The following is a 15,793-nucleotide window of genomic DNA, read 5'->3' as shown; positions in this document are numbered from 1 at the left end:
AGTCACGCGGGGGGGTGCTTCGCCACGACCTGCTGCGCGTACTGCAGCAGGTCGTTCCAGATCCGTCCGTTGCCCTCCACGCGCTGGTCCAGCGCCGTGATGAACAGGCGGCAGATCAGCGCGAATCCGGAGTAGACGTCGCCGCGACCGGCTTTGACGTCCTTGGCCATTCGGGATCGTGCCAGGCGGAGCCAGAATTCCATCTGCCCTGCCTCGCCGCGAGATTCGCGGGCTTTCTTCGCCTCTTCCTTCAGCCAGTTCTGGCGCCGCCGTGCGGAGCGTTCGGCGCTGCTGAGGGGGCGGTTCACGCCGACTCCCGACCCATGTCGTAAATCGACGTGGGACCACCATAGCCGAGATTCTGGCTCTGTGCACCCTGCTGCGACGGATTCGGTGCGGCCTGGAGCGGCTGCGGGTTCTTCTTACGCTGCCTTTCCAGCTCCTTTTCCTTCCTTTCCTCTGCCGTATTCATCACGGCCTCGTCGTGAGCGCGGCGCTTATAGGCGCTCTTTTCCAGGCCCTCGGTGAGGTTGTTCAGGTTCTTGAGCACGTTCCCGAGGGCCTTTTCGACGGGCATCGCGCGCAGCCTGGCGTGGTACCAGCGGTCGCCCTCCACGTGCGTGTCGCGCAGGTGCACGCGGGTCTCGTGCGCGAGGGTCTCCAGGTTCTTGCCGATGTCCAGCAGGACCCGCTGAACGTCGGCCAGGTACCGGGCGGTTGCCTCCGGGCTCTGCGCCACGTCGCGCAGAGGGGAGTAGTTCGGGTCGTTGTTGCTGTTCACGGCGGGGATTCCCTCCTGGTGTACTGGTGGGGCTGTCGACTGCTTCCGGCAGTCGCAGCGAGGGCCAGCCCACTTCCGATGGGCTGGCCCTCACTGGTGTGTGCCGGACGGTGGATCAGGTCAGGTACTTGTCCGCGTCCTCGGGACGCAGCAGGCCGGCCTCCTTCAGCAGCCGGATCGCGCGGGGCTGGTTGACGCTGAGCTCGGTCCGGACGCGGCTGATGTTGACGAAGCCGTCCGTCTCGCGCGGCAGAGCCTGTACGGCGGGGAGCAGCTCCTCGTCTGTACGGGCGGGAGTTGCCGTACCGGTACGCCCGGTGGTGGCCGTCGCGTTGGTACGCGAGCGGGCCCCGGCCGTACTGGTACGGGCTGCCGGAACGCCGTCTACGGCAGCCGCGCGGGCGGTGACCGTACTAGTACGGGTCTCGCTCGCGTAGGTCGCTGTACCCGTACGGCCGGTGTGCTCCGTACTAGTACGCGCCGCCCCGTCCGCAGCGGCCTGTACGCCGCTCGTACGGTCGCTGTACGCGCTGGTCACGCCCACATTCGCCGCCGCCGGGGCTGCGGCGTGCGAGGTGCCGTGTACTGGCTCCGTACGAGCCGTGCCGTGGGCCGTACGAGCGGGCGGCGTACTGGCTGCCGCGCCGTACGAGTCCGTACCGGAGGGGCTTGTACGGGCGTGCTGCGTACCAGTCGAGCCGTCCGTGCGAGCGGCCGTCCGGGCGGCCGTACTGGTACGTCCGTCCGTCGCGGTCGCCGTGTCCGTACCACCGTGTCCGTGCGTACCGGCGTCGTCGTGCATGAGCGCGTGGACGCGCCAGATGACGGCCACGAAGATCAGCACGACGAACGTCGTCAGCTGCCAGGGAGCCGACTGGCCTTCCTTTACGAGGTGGGCCTGCTCCGCCAGGTGGTAGGTGACGTTCGCCGACGCCATCAGTGCGAGCGCCGCCGGGATGTCCCGCTTGGCGCGGAACGCGGTGACGCAGTAGACGTCGATGCTGACGGGCAGCAGCGGGGCGACGTACTCGTTGATGCCGACCATGCGGGCCAGCTCGTACTCGCCGGAGGCGGCGAGGCCAACTCCGGCCGCGAGCGCGATCCACGGGGCGGTCTTCCACGCCTTGCGGCTGAGGTTCTGGTGCCAGCCGCGGAAGCGGGAGTTGGCCTTCTTTGCCTCGCGGGCCTCATCGAGCATCCGGCGGGCGCGGGCCTCGTCGGCCTGGGCGCGCTCGGTGATGCCCTTGGCCTTGCGCTGCGCCTCCTCGGTGATGCGGTCGGCCTCCTTCTGGGCGGCCTCCCGCAGCTGCTGCGCGACGGTCTTGGCTTCCTCCCTCAGCCGCTCGCGCTGCTTGTCGCAGGCCGTCTTGAGCCCGGCGAGTTCGTCGGCGAGGGCCTTGCGTTTGGTGGCGGCCTCCGCGTCGAACTGGTCGGTCAGCTTGCGCAGCTGCTCGCGCAGCTCGGTGCGGGCCTGCTCCGCCTCGGTGTGCGCGGCGGCGACGTGGGCGTCGGCCTCGCGGCGCCGGTCGTCGGCGGCCTTGACCGCGTCCGCGTACAGCGCTTCCGCCTCCGCGCGCCGGGCGTCGTACTGGCCGGCGGCCGTCTCCGCGAGCTTGGCGAACCGCTCGCGGGCCTGGTCGACCTCGCGCTGCGCCGTGGCCACCAGTTCGTCGGCCTGCTCCTGGGCGCGGGCGAGGATCTGGCCGGCCTCGGTGCGGCGCTGGTCGACCAGGGCGCTGATCTCGGTGAGGTCGGCCTCTGCGAGGCGCCGCAGCTCGGCAACCGCCGTGGCCGTGGCCGCGCGGTCGGTCGCCGCCAGCTCGGTCAGGTCGGTGACCTGTGCGCGGGCCTCCTTCACCAGGGTCTCGGCACGGTCGCGGGCCTGAGCCAGGAGCCGGTCGGCCTCGCCGCGCGCCGCCTCCAGGTCGTCCTTGGCCGCCGCGCGCTGGGCGGTGGCCTCCTGGTCGGCGTCGGCGGTGATGCCCGCGGCGCGGGTCTGCGCCTCGGTCAGCAGCGCGGTGACCTGCTCGTGGGTGTCGGCGACGGTGCGCGCCGCCTGGCCCTCGGCTTCTGCCTGGAGGGCGGCGGCCTGCTCGCGCGCGGTGTCGATGATGTCGGCGGCCCGGTCCCGGGCGTCCGCGACGCGGGCCAGTGCCTCCAGGTCCAGGCCCGTGTCCGTCCTTTCGGCCGGGGCCGGGGACGCGGCGGGAGTGGGGGAGGCGGTGGGCTGCGGAGCCGGACGGGCCGCCGGCTTCTTGCGGGCGGTGGGCCTCTTACGGGTTCGAGTGGCGGCCACGCCGCCTCCTTCCGGGTCGTTGCCGCCCCGGTCGGGGCGGCGGTTCAGGGGTGGTTCGGTCAGTCGTGCTGGGCGGGCAGCTCCGGCCGCTGGTTGGCGGTCGCGTGCTGCTGGGTGAGCCAGGCGAGGGCGGCCGCGGTCATGTCGTCGGCAGCGCCGTCCGTGTTCAGCGGCGCGGTGTCGATGTCGCGCATCGCGTCGACGGCGGGCAGCAGCCGCATGTAGTCCGGGTTCGCGTAGTAGATCGGGCGGCCGTTGGGCAGCGGTGTCAGGTCGTAGGTGTTGTCCAGGCAGACCCGGTCGATGCGGCAGACGAAGGTGTGACCGGTCTGCCCGGTCCAGAACTTCTCCGGGTCGCGGTACAGGACGAACTGGCCCCGCTGGAACTTGATCGCGGGGGTGGTGCTCTGGGCGCTGTCGCGCACGGCAACTCCTTGGCAGCTCACATGGTCCGGGCTGTCCGGCTCCCAGTCACCGCCCGACCCGGCCGCCACGGTGGTAGGCGGTCGGGTCGGGCGGATCAGGCAGCCGTCAGGCCACGACCGCGAGCGGCCGGTGCGGGGCGATGACCTGGCCGTCAGGGAGCAGCTCGCCGGTGTCCTCGAAGAGCACGGTCCCGTTGCACAGCAAGCTCCAGCCCTGTTCCGGGTGGCTGGCCACGACGTGCGCGGCCTCGCGGTCCGGGCTGTCGGCGGCCGGACACTTCGGGGTGTGCGTGCACAGCGAGTCCGGCAGCCGGGTGGTGCCGGTGGCGGTCGCGGTGTCGAGATGGGTGCTGCGCTGCATGAGCTCTCCTGGCGGGGAAGCGGGGCCCGGGACTTTCCCGGGTCGGAGGCGTGCGAAAGGCCGGCCGCCCGTTGTGCGGGCGACCGGCCTGGTCGAATAGCGTGGTGCGGGCGCGAAGTTGAAGTTCCGTCCCGCGCTGCGGGTCAGCCTCGCGTCTTCTTCTGCTGAGCGAGGTAGGCGTCCTGGAGCTGTTCGAACGACTCGGACAGCCGCTGGCCGGTGCCGCATCGCGCGTCCGGTGAGCACCCGGTGCAGGTCTCGCCGTGCGCGCGGTTGGCGGCCGCGGCCTTCATGTATCGGTCGTACAAGGACTCAGCCATGGGCGCGGCGGCCGAAGGCGTGGTTGTCGTTGGTCCGGCGGACCGCTTCCTCCAGGCGCTTCTGGTCGGCGTCCGTCATGCCGTCGCCGCCTTCCTCGCCTGGAGCCGGCTCCGGGCGGCGCGACGCTTCATCGCGCGCCGCTCGTCCTCGGACAGTCCGCCCCAAACGCCGTCGTCCTGACCGGACTCCAATGCCCACTGCAGGCACTGCTCCATGACCGGGCAGCGGTTGCGGCAGACGGCCTTGGCCTCCTCGATCTGCAGGAGCGCCGGGCCGGTGTTGCCGATGGGGAAGAACAGCTCCGGGTCCACTTCGCGGCACGACGCCCGATGGCGCCAGTCCATCGCGGTCACTTCCCGGCGCGGGCCCGGCGCAGGGCCTCTTCGATGATCGGGTCGGTGGTGTCGTCGTTCTGTGCGACGCTGAAGGGGTTCAACAGGGCCTCCATACAGGTCCCGGACAACCCCCTGGGGCCTCATCCCGTGGGGGTTGTCGTCGTTTCGGACGAGGGCGAATGCCCAGGTCCGAGCGGCGCGTGGGCCGCAGTGCCCCGGACCGGACTCGAACCGGTCGTCGTACTTCCAACGGGGCCCGCGATCTTCGCCCTTTCTCACCGCGCGTTCGGATCGCTTGTCCGCCCGAGGGCGGCAAGGGAAAAGGTGCTTCGGAAGCTGTCTGCGCGGCAGGGCTGGCTTGTCGCTGTTGCCTGTCCCGCATCTCGCCTGCGGGCTGGCGGTCCGCATCCCCTGCGGACTGGGCCGGTTCAACCAGAGGACTCACCTGGTGACACCCCTCCGCAGGTCTCTTGCTCGGGAGTGCCGGCTAGTCGTAGCGCCGGATGGTCGCTGTGGAGTTGAGAAAGAACGGCCACTCCTGGGATCCGCCCTCTCAGGTGGAGGGCGGGGGGACCCACCCCCACCGAGGTGGAGGGCTTCGCCCCAGGGCGTCTGTGCTGGCGGGGACCGTGTCCGGCTCCCTCATCCGGCGCCGCCCGCGGGGGCGGTTCCGGGTGGGGGAGCCGGGTCCGAAGACCCGGAGGTGGTGCGGGGAAGGTCAGGCCGCGAGCGGCAGAGGCGCCGCGGCGGCCGGCCTCGTGATGCGCAGCTGCGCGGCGTAGGGGATGAGCGCGTCGACCAGGCGCTCACGGACCAGCTCGGTGATCGAGGGGTCCGTCGCGAGGATGTCCTCGGCAGCCGCCCTGCGCGCCGCGAAGTCGTGGGCGACCTTGTCCTGCGCGGCCTTCCGGCCCTTCTTCAGGCTGGAGGCGGCGTCCCAGCGGGCCAGCTCGCACGGGGTGACGAACTCGTGCAGCTCCAGCGGCGTACCGAACGCGACGTCCAGGTCGACGTCGCCGAAATCCGGCAGCTCCACCTCGATCGCTGCCAGCAACTCCTGGGTCTCAACGTCGAAGTCCTCGGTGGCGAAGCTGGCAACGGGGCGGCTGGTGAGGTTCATGGGGTGGAGCTCCCTTCGGTAGGAGCCCGCGCAGAGGCGGGTCAGGTGCATCCGGGCAGGCCAAATAAGCGCCTTCTGGCGGTCCATCCCTTGCGGGGTGGAACATCTTGGACAGTAGTAGCACTGCGAGTGCGAGTCAACACTTTGACTGTTAACTAGCACCACGGCTTTAGGTGTGAGAATGTGTGCATGCTTACGCGACGTGGAGAGGAAGACTTCGTGGCCAGCGGATACGCACTGGTGGTGCGCTTCACCCTGCGAGACACCTCGGCAGCCCTGGAGTTCGACGACCTGGTCGCCCAGACCATCGAGGGCATTCGCACCGAGGCCGGCACGCTCGTCTACGCCGTGCACACCCCGGTGGACGAGCCCCTGGTCCGGGTCTTCTACGAGCTGTACGCCGACCGCGGCGCGTTCCAGGCGCACGAGGACCAGGCCCACACTCAGCGCTTCCTCGCGGCCCGCGAGTCGCTCCTGAGCAACGTCGAGGTGACGTTCCTCAACGAGCTGGAGGACCTGAGCAAGCGCCCCGGAACGGAGCAGTCGTGAAGCCGACCGGCAAGGACGTCGATCCGCAGGATCGTGCCTTCGGGCAGCGCGTCCAGAGATTCCGGAAGGAGCGGCGGCGCACACAAGCCGAGTTCGCGGCAGCCCTCGGCAAGACCAGCAGCTGGCTTTCCCAGGTCGAACGGGGTGTGCAGCCCGTCCAGCGCATGGACCTGCTCCAGCAGATCGCGGACGAACTGGGCGTGTCCGTCCAGCAGTTGCGTCCCAGCGTTCCGGCAGACGGGCCATCACAGGCACCCACCCCTCAGTCGCTCTCCAACGATCTGGACGAGACCCGCCGACTGCTGTCCGGCCACCCGGCGCTTCAGACTCTGCTGGGCGCCGGCCATGAAGACTCCGGGACGACGCGCGGCCTCGAGCCGCTGCGGAGCGACGTCGATGACCTCTGGGACCTGACACACGCCGGTCAGCTCGCGCAGGTCAGCACCCTTGCGGTGCAGCTGCTCCCAGAGCTGGAGCGCGCAGCTCGAACAGCCCCCAGCGAGCACCAGGCGGAGCTTTACCTGCTGCTGTCCCGGGCCTACCAGGCCCTGTCCGCGGCGTTCGTTCGACAGGACGAGGCGGATGCCGCCTGGGTGGCCGCCGACCGCGCGGTCTTCGCAGCCGAGCGATCCGGCGATCCTCTGCACGTCTGCACCAGCGTGTTCCGCATGGTGCAAGCGTTCGTACGACTCCGCAGCCTCGGACAGGCCGAACACGCTGCGCAGACCGCGATCAGCGCGCTCGGCAGTCAGGCCAGCCAGTCGCCGGAGTCGCTGTCCGTCCTCGGCTCCCTCCACTTGGCCCTGGCTCTCGTCCGCGCCCGTGCCAGTGCGCGAACGGAAGCCAAGGAGGAGATCGCCAAGGCCCGTGCCATCGCCGCGCAGCTCGGTGAGAACCGCAACGACTTCAACCTGGAATTCGGTCCGGTCAACGTCGAGATTCAGGCGGTCAGCACTGCCGTGGACCTGGGAGATGCTGGCGAGGCGCTGGACATCGGTCTCACCATCGACGCCGCTGAGCTCTCGCCCGAGCGGCAAGGCCGGCTCTTGATGGATCTGGGGCGCGCCCACGCGCAGAGGCGTCACGGGGGAGAGGCGCTCGACTGCCTGCTGCGCGCGGAAGCCATCGCGCCGGAGATCATCCAGACGCACCAAGCTGCCCGAGCGGCAATCCGCGAGCTGGTGCTGGTTGCTGGGCCGAATGCTTCGCGAGAGCTGCTGGAGCTCGCCGACCGGGCTGATGCCTTGGACTAGCTCAGCTCCGAGCTCCAGCAGCTCTACCCCACCCGCGGCGCTCACCGGTCGCGCCTGTCGGACGACGCAAACAGGACCTTGAGGAGGAAGCCAGTGACGCTGCTTCCAGCCACCGCCACGAGAATGTCGCGGACTATCAGGAGCAGGACCGAGACGACCAGGCCAACGGTCAGGATCGCCGTGATGGCTACAGCGGCTCGGACCCAGTGCCGGGTCTTCGGCAGCGGTGCGCGCCCACCGCAACGGCAGCCTGTGACGGGGATGTTGGATGTGAGGTCAGTGGAGCGGCCGTGCGCGTCGGTCACCAGGTGCCGGTTGTCGGTCATGGTGCCCCCCTCAACTCGCCGCTGGATCGCATGAATTTGCTGATCACAACCGTCTGATGGGGGAGCATGACCAAACGAGGTCCGGCGGCGGCCCCGTACCGGACCAGTCCGGGACATGAAGAGGACCGCAGCCGGACAAGGGCTCTTACTCTGCTGACTAGCCGTCGTCGCAGCACGACACTGGCGCTGCAGAGCACGTATTCGTGACTCGGGAGGACCGGTGGCCGGCAACGCACGCAAGGGGGATCCACGCACCACGCTGGAGTTCCTGCTGCGCCAGCAGCCGCGCACGTATGAAGAGATCGTCCGTGACTTCGGGCGTCTCGCCGGAGAGCTGGGTGAAGACGTCACCCTCAGCACTCGGCACCTGCGGCGGCTGGCCAGTGGAGAGCGGGCCAGCACCACTCCAGTCATGCGCCGTGTTCTGCAACAGATGTTCGGCAAGCCGCTCGATGCGCTTCTCGCTCCTTGGGGCGGCGAAGCCTTACCGGCGGTGGACGAATCCACGGGGCTGGTCCTGGCCACAGGGCAGCCGACTGCGGACCGGGAGATGATTGAAATGGCAGCACGACGCGCTAAGAGTTTCGCCCTTGCAGCAGGTCAGACGGAGCTGACGTCCGACGTCATGGAACAGGTACACGCGGACGTTCAGCGTCTGTCGACGGATTACCCGCAGCTGCCGCTGTCGGAGCTGCTGCCCGACCTGATCACGACGCAGGACACGGTCTTCACCCTGCTGGAACAGCAGCGCCGCCCCTCTCAGGCGCGCCAGCTGTACTTCCTCGCCGGGGTCACCGGGGGGCTGCTCGCGAAGGCCTCGCACGACCTCGCCGACCCGCACGCGGCCCTGACCCAGGCGCGGACGGCGTTCGTCTGCGCGGACAACTCCGACCACAACGGCCTGCGCGCGTGGATCCGTGGCATCCAGTCCCTGGTCTCGTACTGGGCTGGCCGCACGCGCGAGTCCGTCAAGTACGCCCAGTCCGGCGCCGAGTTCGCTGCGACCAACACCTCCAGTGTGTGGCTGCCGATGAACGAGGCCCGCGCCTGGGCAGCCCTCGGTAACGCGAACGCGGCGCGGGCCGCCATCGAACGAGCCGAGAACGCGTGGGACCTCGTCCAGGAGGACGAGGTCGACGAGCTGGGGGGCCTGTGCAGCTTCGGCCGCGCACGGCAGATCTACTACGCGGCCGAAGCCCTGTCGTGGTTGCCGTCGCAGGCTGAAGCCGCAGGCGACTATGCCACGCGGGCCGTTGCGGCCTACGCGGACAACTCGTCTCCGGAGTGGGCCTTCGGCGACCAGGCCGGCTCCCACAGCGCCTTGGCCATTGCGCGCATCCAGGCTGGCGAGCTGGAAGGCGCAGAAGAGGCCGTTGCACCGGTCCTCGGGCTCGATCCCGAACAGCGCATCAACGGAATCATCAACTGCACGCATCGGGTGCACCGCGCGCTGCGGGACTCGCCACTCGCCGACGCTGGCGCCGAACTGCAGGAGCAGATCGAGATCTTCACCCGTACGCCCCTGAAGTCCCTGCCTCGTTAGGAGTCCCGTTGCCATTTCCGATCCGCGTCACCGGCAGCACCGTCGTGCTGCGGGAGTTCTCCATGCAGGACGTCGACGACGTCCTGGGGATCATCGGTGACGACAAAGTCACGACGTGGCTCAGCTTCGACAGCCGTGACCGTGACCAGGCCGTCGCCATGATCGAGGGCACGCTCGAGCGCGCTCGGCAGGAACCGCGGACCGAGTTCTACCTCGGGGTGACCAAGCGCGACGACGACCACGTGATCGGATTCGCCCGGATTGGGCTCAGCGGCGTCCAGGCCGGGAAGCTGGGCTACGCCATCGCAGCGAAGGAGTGGGGCCGCGGCTACGCCACGGACGCGGCCCGCACTCTGGTCACGTACGCGTTCAAGGAGCTCGGTCTCCACCGGATCACCGCAGCGATCGGCCCGGACAACACCGCCTCGATCGCCATCGCGCAGCAGCTCGGTTTCACTCGCGAAGGCACGCTGCGGGACCACGTCTTCACCAACGGGCAGTGGCGCGACAGCGTGTTGTTCTCCGCACTCGCCCACGAGTGGAGCTGGTGATGGCGACACGGTTCGTGCACTGCGCCGGCAGGACGAAGCTCACTGAGGACCAGGTCGAGGTGCTAAAGCGTGCCGATCCTCAAAGCCCCGTCGACGGCTTCACCGCCCTTCAGTGGTGCGAGTTGTCGAACGGGCACACGGGGGTGCCGCACCACAGCGAAGTCGAGTCCTTCTTTGAAGGGGACAACTGGTGGGTGCGCTGGGACGACGACGTACATGAACTCGTCACGCTGGACAGCTGCCCGGTCGATTGGAACCCGCAGGATGAAATCAAGGCGCAGCCGTGCGGGCTCTTCCCTGGCCACCCCGGCCGACACGGCTGGGCTGAGAAGGATCCCGATACGTGCGCGCACGCCGGTGCGGGAACTCCCCGGCAGATTTCCGAAGCCGTCACCTTCGACGGCCGTTACGTCTCCGTCTTCGAGGCGCCGTGCCTCGGTTGCCCGGCGCGGATGGTCCAGGTGCGCCTCCTGGATCCGAAGCAGGCCCGGCCGCCGCAGGACCTCGGTGCCAGCGTCAGCATGTGGTCCGCCGCCGCGTGTGCGGCAGCAGCTGCGCCTCGCTGCGGGCCTTACCCAGCAGGAGGTTGCGGATGCTGTGGGCGTGAAGCGCCTCGCCGTGGCTCGTTGGGAGTTGGGGCAGACCCATCCGCGTCGTCCGCACCGCGCGGTCTACATGCACCTGCTCAAGCGGCTCGCAGAGCGATTCCCGGAAGCTGCGGAGCCGGATGCGGGCATGCCGACGCCGGCCTCGGAATCAAGGGGGTCGGGATGACCTAGGTCATCGGCCGCGCGCGCCAAGGAGCGGACTTACCACCCGCTGGCCTCGCGCGGCCCGTCTACCGACCGGATTAACCACCCGCGTCGGCCGCTCAGGTCCCGGCTGTCACCGGTCCTGAGCCGCGGCTCATCGAGCCGCACATCTCTCCATCGGCCCCTCATCAGGGCCACTACAACCCACCCGGCCGCTCACCACGGCCACCACAGCCGCAGATCAGCACCGCTGGCGTCATCGCGGGCTCCCACCACAGGGGCTTCGCGATCACCAGAAACCAAGAGAGAGGAGAAATCTCCCCCCACCCAGTTGGTGTCCGCCCGCTTCTCACGAAGGGGGCGATCCCAACCCATCCGCACATCTGGCCGTCCAGCCCGGAGGGGCTCGGTCGTCCAGCTATATGGAAGGTAGGCCGTTCTCATAGTGCCCGAGAGTGGTGTCCCCTGTCAGCCTGACCCTGTCCGTTTCATGCCGGTTCAGGCATGGCGGGCTTCTTGTGTGACGGGATCGTCGCCCGAGTCATCCCTCTTTACGCGGTTCGTACCGGAAGTTGGATTTCCGGTAGGAAGCCACAAGAGCAGCGCTTTCGGGGCGGGATTGATGAGCGTGATCGCGGCGTCTGCCGTCCGGCTCATGCACCCGCTCTCGGAGGTCGTCGACAACTCCGTCGACGGCGGCGTCCGGGAGGTTGGCGTCCCGTGTGGCGGGACGGGTTCCAAGATTGTTGCCCGCGGTGCGGGAGCGCGGGGGGTGATCGGGGCTGAGCGGAATCTGTCCACAGGCTGTTCGGTGCAGGGTCGGCGGGTGGATCAGGAAACGCGAGTTCTGCTTGCTGAGGGGGGTGTCCGCTTTGGCGTGTACACCGGCCCGATGGCGGCACAGGCGATGTTGGGATGTTCGGCCCTTGCTGTGTCCATCGCTCCGGTCGGGGCGGTGGGCCGATGAGCGCCGTGGCGGCGTCGGCCGCTGCCATGGACGAGAGGGCGCCGGTTCGGCGGCAGCGGGTGCGGGTGCCGATACGTCTGGTGTCCTCGCCGCACTACCAGGACGTGGCGTTGTCGGTGTACGTGAAGGTGAAGGCGCTGGGGCTGCGGCCGGAGGGGTGCCAGGCGAAGTCCACGACGATCGCCTCGTATCTGGGGCTGTCGGTGGCGTCAGTGGAGCGGGGGATGACGCAGCTGCGCCGTCCGGGTCCGGACGGCGTGGTGGAGCTGTTCTCGGATCGTCGGACGATGCCGGGTGGCACGGGCACGTCGGCGGTGCGGACGGTGCGAGCGATGACTCGTGCGGAGGCGTTCGTGTGGCTGCCGGTGGCGGCCTCGGAGGACCTCACGCCCCGGCAGCTGCGTGCGTTCGCGCTGATCGCGTACGCGCAGGCTCGGGGAATCGCGCTGACGGAGGCGGAGCTGGCGGCCGGCCTACGGCATCACTCGGGCGACAAGGCCGGTCAGTCGATCTCGGTGACGGCGGCGTCGGCGGTGGTGGACGAGGTGGAGGCGGCGCGCTGGGTGACGGTGCAGCGGCGTGCGGGGGCGCAGGGGCGTCACCACTACATCGCGCACGACATCGCTCCCGAGGCCCGTCCGGACGGCGTCTGCGCGGCGGTCGCCGTGGCTGCTGAGGCGGCTGTGACCAATGGTTCTCAGGAGACAGTCAGTTCCCAAGTTGGTGAGGGATCGGGTTCGCCGGTGGGTGAGGGATCCCTCGCGAATGAGGAATCACCTAGGTCTGACTCACCGGATGACGAGGGCGCGTTCTTCTCATCCGCCGTAGGCGAGGTACCGGTAGTTGAAGGCGCTGGGGCTGTGGAAAACCCGGCTGACACTGCTGCGCGTACGGAAGCCGACGATGGTCTCGCGCTTCGCGCGGGTGGAAACAGCCAGCCCTCCCCCTCGAAGCCGGAAACGGAAAAGCGCAGCAGGGGCGGGGGGTCCGCGCGGTCGTCGTACGACGGACCGCAGTTGGCCATGAGCCCGCACATCTACGCCGTGTTGGAGCCGGTGCACCTGTTGCTGGAGCGGGTGACCAGCGACTTCGTCGTCCGGCAGATCGCGCGTGAGGTGGGCCGCCAGCTGCGCGAGGGAACCGACGCCGAACGCCTGCAGCACCGGCTGACCGTCCGGTTCGCCAAGGTGATGCTCTCGGAGATCCGCGACCCGGGCCGTTGGCTGCTGGGTGTGGCCCTGCCGCGCTGGGGCTGCGGCTACCAGGACTGCGAGGCGGGTGTGCTGTGGTCGACCGGCAAGGACTGCGAGGTGTGTGCCGAGATCGTCCAGGACAAGGCCGCCGCCCGGCACCGTGCCCAGCGCATCGAGCAGGGCCTGTGTCCCGAGCACGGCACCCGTCCCGGCCCGGGCGGCCGCTGCGTCGACTGCGTGCTGGACGACGCGGTCCGCACTCCGGCCCCGGTCCCGGCGCAGCGCGAGGTAGAGGGTCCGCCGCGCGGGTCCTGCGGGGACTGCGGCGCCCGGATCGTCGTGATCGGCCCCGCCCTCGAGGACGGCCTGTGCAAGCTCTGCCGGGAGGAGGCCGCCGTGCTGGATACCGCCGCCGCCGTGCCCGCGCAGACCGCCCAGGCCAGGCAGGAGACCTGCTCGGGCCGGGACGGAGATGTGCCGTGCGGGCGGAAGCCCCTGCTGTCGCGCAGCGTGTGCGGTGTCCACCGCGTCCAGGAGCTGGCCGGGGAGGTCGCCTGATGACCGAGAACTCGCAGCTCAGTGGCGTCGACCTGGCCCGCGTCGCACTGCGCGCTGCCAAGGCGGCTGCGCAGACGAACGGCTGCGGCCGCACGGTGCAGCCCAAGCCGCGCACGACCCGGGTGACCCGTCGCGACGGGCGCGAGCCGATGGGGCTCGGTGCCACGATCGACGCCCTGGTGACCGAGCGGGCCTGGGAGCTCCCGGCCGCTGGCGCGATGCTGCGGGATCGGTGGGCGGCCATCGCCCCCGAACTCGCCGGGCACGTCGCCGCGGTCGGGTACGACGCCGACTCCGGTCGGCTGACCATGTGCCCGGAGTCGTCAGCCTGGGCAACGAAGGCCCGCCTGGAGCAGACCCGGATCATCGCGGCCGCCAACGAGTCGGCGGGCCGCACGGTCGTCCGCGCCCTGCGGATCCTCGCGCCCGGCACGGTCCCGGTGTCCGGCCCGGCCGACGCCAACCTGCAGCCCGTCGGGGTGTCTGCCGGGCCGGTGCGCACCCGGGAGACCGCCTCGCCTGGCTACCACCGTGCGCTCGCCGCGCACCAGGAGGCGGCCCGGCCCTCCCGTGTGGACCCGGCCATCGCAGAGGCGGTGGAACGGCAGACCAGGGCGATGCGGGAGCTGTCCCGGCGCGCGTTCCCCGAGCCCGACGTCGTCTCGGATGACGCGCCGGCCCTGATCGAGCAGGTTCGCCTTCAGCGTCGCCGCCAGGCCGCGGCGACCGAGGCCGCCGCGCTGCGCCGGGCCCGCGCCGAGAAGGCCGGAACGCTGCCCCACAAGAACGGGCCTCAGTCGTTGGGTGGAACGGCATGACCAGCAGAACGGAGACGGACGTACGGGACCGACGCTCTGGCTGGTGAACGCCCGTAGTGACACGATGAGTTGGCACGATCGGCGAGACGCGACGGGAGCATTTGTGCAGGCTGACAGGCGGCGGATCCAGACGGCGGTGCTGAGTACTGCGGAGTCGGAGGAGCCACTGATGCTGCCGATGGAGGCCATCGAGTTGGACGTGTTCCGCCACCGCTACGAGGGCGAGACCTTCTGGTGCGGGACTTTGCTCGGTGGCTGCGGTGGTCAGTTGACCACGAAGTTGTACACGGACCGCGCCTGTCATTTCGCCCATCACCCGGATCCGGACGGACTGCCGCACGCGTGCGGGCGCCGCGCCCGCGGCGTGAACAGCGCGGATCACCTGTACGTGCGGTCGGCGGCCGCGGCCTGGCTCGCCGGCCACGGCGAGCAGGCGAGCTTCGAGTACACCGGCTCGGCCGGGGCGCCGCTCGGCTCCGTCGTCGACATCCGCTGGCCGCGCGGCGCCCTGCGCGTACACCTGGACCACGCAGTGCCTCCAGCATGGGACACCGGTCTCGAGCCCGTGCTCGCCCAGACTGTTCCGGTCGACCGCGACACCTTGATCCGCCGCTGGTACGTGCACCGGATCCGTCTCGACAGCGACGGCACCGCGCGGCGGGTCCGCATCGGCACCGAGGCGTTCGCCCGGGACACCGAGTGGTTCACGCTGGACGACTGCCAGATAACGGAGCACGGCCTGACGACCCCGGCTGTGGAGCACATCATCCGCTCCCGTACCACCGCCCCACCATCACGCTGGCCTACGACGAAGCCCAAGAAGCAACCAAACGCCGACACTCGCGCGCAGGTGCTGCTGCGCCGGCTGGCCGACGCCCGCAAAGTCGACGCCGTCGTCGTCGTGACCCGGGTATGCAACGACATAGCCGACCTGAGCGGCGCGAGCGCGGCAACGCAGGCCGAACTCGACGACGCCGTACACGACGCGCACCTGTGGCTTCAGGAACAAGCCGACGTCCGGCGCCAGCTGTTCGAGCGTCTGGACCAGGCCGTGGCTGAAGCACACGTCAAGAAGGCCCGCGAACTACTGACCCGCGTCAACGCGACTTCAGCGCACGAGCGCACCGACGACGAGAACCGCATCGCCGGCGACGCCGCCTCTCTCATCGCCGCTCACACCCGGGCACGGCAAGCGTCAGAGGCACGACGCGACATGCAACGGACGCCGGACTGGGCCGCGCGAGTCGCCGCAGACATGGTGCGCCGGGATCTTTATTACCTTCGCTATCGTGGCCGGCGCCACTTGTCGAAGGCGACGCTGCACAGCCACGCGAAGAACCTCGCCGAGAACGCCGCCAAGGCAGGCAAGCACCTCGCCGCGTCCCACCGCCGCGAAGTCGAAGAGTGGGTACGACGCTCCGACAACGCCCGCAAGAGTGTTATCCCCGAGGCTCCGATACACCCCATAGACCAGAGCACCGCACCGTCGAAACCGGACACCGCCCCGAGCACTGCTGCCAACAAGCCTGCAGCGGACACGGTCCCGGTGTGGGTGTGGAAAGACCACTACGGAGTCCTGCGAGCTGTATTGATCACGAGCGTTGTTGACAGTCGCAGGGCTTGATCATGGCGAAGACCTCCGGT

The 15,793-nt window shown here is 69.7% G+C and carries 18 protein-coding genes; 8 read left to right on the top strand and 10 right to left on the bottom strand.

Going from position 1 to position 15,793, the window contains the following annotated elements; all coding sequences use genetic code 11:
• Nucleotides 1-2: 2 nt before the first annotated feature.
• The 8 genes from IE153_RS38095 to IE153_RS38060 all read right to left on the bottom strand — a co-directional run bounded on the left by IE153_RS38095 (nucleotide 3) and on the right by IE153_RS38060 (nucleotide 5,639).
• On the bottom strand, nucleotides 3-308 hold the full coding sequence (locus IE153_RS38095) for a hypothetical protein (protein WP_189594253.1): 306 nt from the start codon (nucleotides 306-308) through the stop codon (nucleotides 3-5).
• Complete coding sequence (locus tag IE153_RS38090) at nucleotides 305-781, bottom strand: hypothetical protein (RefSeq protein ID WP_189594252.1); 477 nt, start codon at nucleotides 779-781, stop codon at nucleotides 305-307. Before IE153_RS38090 ends, IE153_RS38095 begins: the two co-directional genes overlap by 4 nt.
• Before the next feature lie 115 nt (nucleotides 782-896).
• Complete coding sequence (locus IE153_RS38085; RefSeq protein ID WP_189594251.1) at nucleotides 897-3,077, bottom strand: hypothetical protein; 2,181 nt, start codon at nucleotides 3,075-3,077, stop codon at nucleotides 897-899.
• Nucleotides 3,078-3,136: 59 nt separating this feature from the next.
• A complete protein-coding gene (locus tag IE153_RS38080) occupies nucleotides 3,137-3,502 on the bottom strand; it encodes a hypothetical protein (RefSeq protein ID WP_229829366.1) in 366 nt (121 codons plus the stop codon).
• 106 nt (nucleotides 3,503-3,608) lie between these two features.
• The gene (locus tag IE153_RS38075; protein ID WP_308432240.1) at nucleotides 3,609-3,800 is read right to left on the bottom strand and encodes a DUF5999 family protein; all 192 of its coding nucleotides are present in this window, start codon (nucleotides 3,798-3,800) and stop codon (nucleotides 3,609-3,611) included.
• Nucleotides 3,801-4,006: 206 nt separating this feature from the next.
• The gene (locus tag IE153_RS38070) at nucleotides 4,007-4,156 is read right to left on the bottom strand and encodes a hypothetical protein (protein ID WP_189594313.1); all 150 of its coding nucleotides are present in this window, start codon (nucleotides 4,154-4,156) and stop codon (nucleotides 4,007-4,009) included.
• Between the two features lie 102 nt (nucleotides 4,157-4,258).
• Nucleotides 4,259-4,528 carry a WhiB family transcriptional regulator gene (locus IE153_RS38065; protein WP_189594249.1) on the bottom strand — a complete coding sequence of 90 codons (270 nt, stop codon included), beginning with the start codon at nucleotides 4,526-4,528 and terminating at the stop codon, nucleotides 4,259-4,261.
• Between the two features lie 709 nt (nucleotides 4,529-5,237).
• Nucleotides 5,238-5,639: a hypothetical protein gene (locus tag IE153_RS38060; protein WP_189594248.1), complete on the bottom strand. Its 402-nt coding sequence runs from the start codon at nucleotides 5,637-5,639 to the stop codon at nucleotides 5,238-5,240.
• A 219-nt stretch (nucleotides 5,640-5,858) separates the two neighbouring features.
• On the opposite strand from IE153_RS38060, the gene IE153_RS38055 reads away from it, so the two are divergent.
• On the top strand, nucleotides 5,859-6,188 hold the full coding sequence (locus tag IE153_RS38055; protein ID WP_189594247.1) for a putative quinol monooxygenase: 330 nt from the start codon (nucleotides 5,859-5,861) through the stop codon (nucleotides 6,186-6,188).
• Nucleotides 6,185-7,441, top strand: coding sequence for a helix-turn-helix domain-containing protein (locus IE153_RS38050; protein WP_189594246.1), 1,257 nt, complete (start codon nucleotides 6,185-6,187; stop codon nucleotides 7,439-7,441). Before IE153_RS38055 ends, IE153_RS38050 begins: the two co-directional genes overlap by 4 nt.
• A gap of 41 nt (nucleotides 7,442-7,482) precedes the next feature.
• On the opposite strand, the gene IE153_RS38045 is transcribed toward IE153_RS38050, so the two are convergent.
• Nucleotides 7,483-7,767, bottom strand: coding sequence for a hypothetical protein (locus IE153_RS38045; protein WP_189594245.1), 285 nt, complete (start codon nucleotides 7,765-7,767; stop codon nucleotides 7,483-7,485).
• A gap of 220 nt (nucleotides 7,768-7,987) precedes the next feature.
• Between IE153_RS38045 and IE153_RS38040 the strand changes: the two genes are divergently transcribed.
• From IE153_RS38040 to IE153_RS42510, 3 genes are all read left to right on the top strand, one after another.
• Nucleotides 7,988-9,310, top strand: coding sequence for an NsdA family TPR-like regulatory protein (locus IE153_RS38040; protein ID WP_229829365.1), 1,323 nt, complete (start codon nucleotides 7,988-7,990; stop codon nucleotides 9,308-9,310).
• An 8-nt stretch (nucleotides 9,311-9,318) separates the two neighbouring features.
• On the top strand, nucleotides 9,319-9,861 hold the full coding sequence (locus tag IE153_RS38035; protein ID WP_229829364.1) for a GNAT family N-acetyltransferase: 543 nt from the start codon (nucleotides 9,319-9,321) through the stop codon (nucleotides 9,859-9,861).
• A gap of 216 nt (nucleotides 9,862-10,077) precedes the next feature.
• Nucleotides 10,078-10,635, top strand: coding sequence for a helix-turn-helix transcriptional regulator (locus IE153_RS42510; RefSeq protein ID WP_308432236.1), 558 nt, complete (start codon nucleotides 10,078-10,080; stop codon nucleotides 10,633-10,635).
• A 1,039-nt stretch (nucleotides 10,636-11,674) separates the two neighbouring features.
• Here IE153_RS42510 and IE153_RS42135 read toward each other — a convergent pair.
• Nucleotides 11,675-11,968, bottom strand: a complete 294-nt coding sequence (locus IE153_RS42135; protein WP_229829363.1) for a hypothetical protein — start codon at nucleotides 11,966-11,968, stop codon at nucleotides 11,675-11,677.
• Between the two features lie 634 nt (nucleotides 11,969-12,602).
• On the opposite strand from IE153_RS42135, the gene IE153_RS42130 reads away from it, so the two are divergent.
• From IE153_RS42130 to IE153_RS38015, 3 genes are all read left to right on the top strand, one after another.
• The gene (locus IE153_RS42130) at nucleotides 12,603-13,331 is read left to right on the top strand and encodes a hypothetical protein (protein WP_229829362.1); all 729 of its coding nucleotides are present in this window, start codon (nucleotides 12,603-12,605) and stop codon (nucleotides 13,329-13,331) included.
• Nucleotides 13,331-14,149, top strand: coding sequence for a DciA family protein (locus tag IE153_RS38020; RefSeq protein ID WP_189594243.1), 819 nt, complete (start codon nucleotides 13,331-13,333; stop codon nucleotides 14,147-14,149). Before IE153_RS42130 ends, IE153_RS38020 begins: the two co-directional genes overlap by 1 nt.
• A 169-nt stretch (nucleotides 14,150-14,318) precedes the next feature.
• Nucleotides 14,319-15,773: a hypothetical protein gene (locus tag IE153_RS38015; protein ID WP_189594242.1), complete on the top strand. Its 1,455-nt coding sequence runs from the start codon at nucleotides 14,319-14,321 to the stop codon at nucleotides 15,771-15,773.
• The last annotated feature ends 20 nt before the right edge of the window (nucleotides 15,774-15,793 follow it).

Source organism: Streptomyces massasporeus (assembly GCF_014648995.1).
In the GTDB taxonomy this organism is placed as follows: domain Bacteria; phylum Actinomycetota; class Actinomycetes; order Streptomycetales; family Streptomycetaceae; genus Streptomyces; species Streptomyces massasporeus.
Note: the sequence above shows the minus strand (reverse complement) of the source record. Positions and strands in the feature narration are given on the sequence as shown.

Bases quoted from the DNA above. Each gene is read 5' to 3' on its own strand.
- IE153_RS38065 (WP_189594249.1), bottom strand. From the start codon at position 4,528: ATGGACTGGCGCCATCGGGCGTCGTGCCGCGAAGTGGACCCGGAGCTG.
- IE153_RS38045 (WP_189594245.1), bottom strand. From the start codon at position 7,767: ATGACCGACAACCGGCACCTGGTGACCGACGCGCACGGCCGCTCCACT.
- IE153_RS42130 (WP_229829362.1), top strand. From the start codon at position 12,603: ATGAGCCCGCACATCTACGCCGTGTTGGAGCCGGTGCACCTGTTGCTG.
- IE153_RS38020 (WP_189594243.1), top strand. From the start codon at position 13,331: ATGACCGAGAACTCGCAGCTCAGTGGCGTCGACCTGGCCCGCGTCGCA.
- IE153_RS38060 (WP_189594248.1), bottom strand. From the start codon at position 5,639: ATGAACCTCACCAGCCGCCCCGTTGCCAGCTTCGCCACCGAGGACTTC.
- IE153_RS38070 (WP_189594313.1), bottom strand. From the start codon at position 4,156: ATGAAGGCCGCGGCCGCCAACCGCGCGCACGGCGAGACCTGCACCGGG.
- IE153_RS42510 (WP_308432236.1), top strand. From the start codon at position 10,078: ATGAACTCGTCACGCTGGACAGCTGCCCGGTCGATTGGAACCCGCAGG.
- IE153_RS38015 (WP_189594242.1), top strand. From the start codon at position 14,319: ATGCTGCCGATGGAGGCCATCGAGTTGGACGTGTTCCGCCACCGCTAC.